Consider the following 714-nt stretch of genomic DNA (forward strand, 5'->3'; position numbering starts at 1 on the left):
GTTGCCGACCACCTTGTAGTCGCCGGCGTCGCTGTCGAGCAGGGTGGACTTGCCGATCGGGAAGTCGAGGAAGACCGCGTCGAGGCGCCCCGAATCCATGTCCAGCACCATGTCGTCGGCGGTGGCATAGCGATTGACGTCGGCCACGTCGCCATACATGTCGGTGACATAGTTGTCCTGCAGGGTGCCGCGCTGCACGCCGACGGTCAGGCCCTCGAGGCTCTCCTCGGAGGGGGTGCCGATCTCGGCGTCGCCGGGCGCGAACCAGGCCGACGGCGGGGTGATGTAGGGCTCGGAGAACAGCACCTGTTCACGACGCTGCTCGTTGATGGTCATCGAGGACATGATGGCGTCGTACTTGCGCGCCATCAGGCCGGGAATGATGCCATCCCAGCCCTGCACGACCCACTCGCAGTCGATGCCGATCTCGGCACACAGGGCGTTGCCCAGGTCGATGTCGAAGCCGGTGAGCTCGCCGTCCGGTGTACGGTACTCCATGGGCTCGTAGGGTACGTCGACGCCGATACGGATGTCGCGCACGTCGGCGTTGGCCGTGCCGGCCACCAGGGCGGCACCGATGGCGCCGAGGCCTAGAATCTTGTGTAGTTGCATGGGGTAGTTTCCCGTGTTGTTGGTGGAATCACCTTGTGGGTGATGACAGGCCAACCATAGCGGATCACCGAGTGGGCCGGAAGGGGGGAACCGGCGTGGAAG

Annotated in this window: 1 protein-coding gene; it reads right to left on the reverse strand. The window is 65.0% G+C overall.

The annotated features are described in order from the left end of the window. The coding region (locus tag AM506_RS23540) for a transporter substrate-binding domain-containing protein (protein WP_082386475.1) at positions 1-612 on the reverse strand (612 nt) is incomplete at its 3' end. Positions 613-714 lie beyond the last annotated feature (102 nt).

The organism is Rossellomorea vietnamensis (genome assembly GCF_001305855.1).
GTDB classification, from domain to species: domain Bacteria; phylum Bacillota; class Bacilli; order Bacillales; family Bacillaceae_B; genus Rossellomorea; species Rossellomorea vietnamensis_A.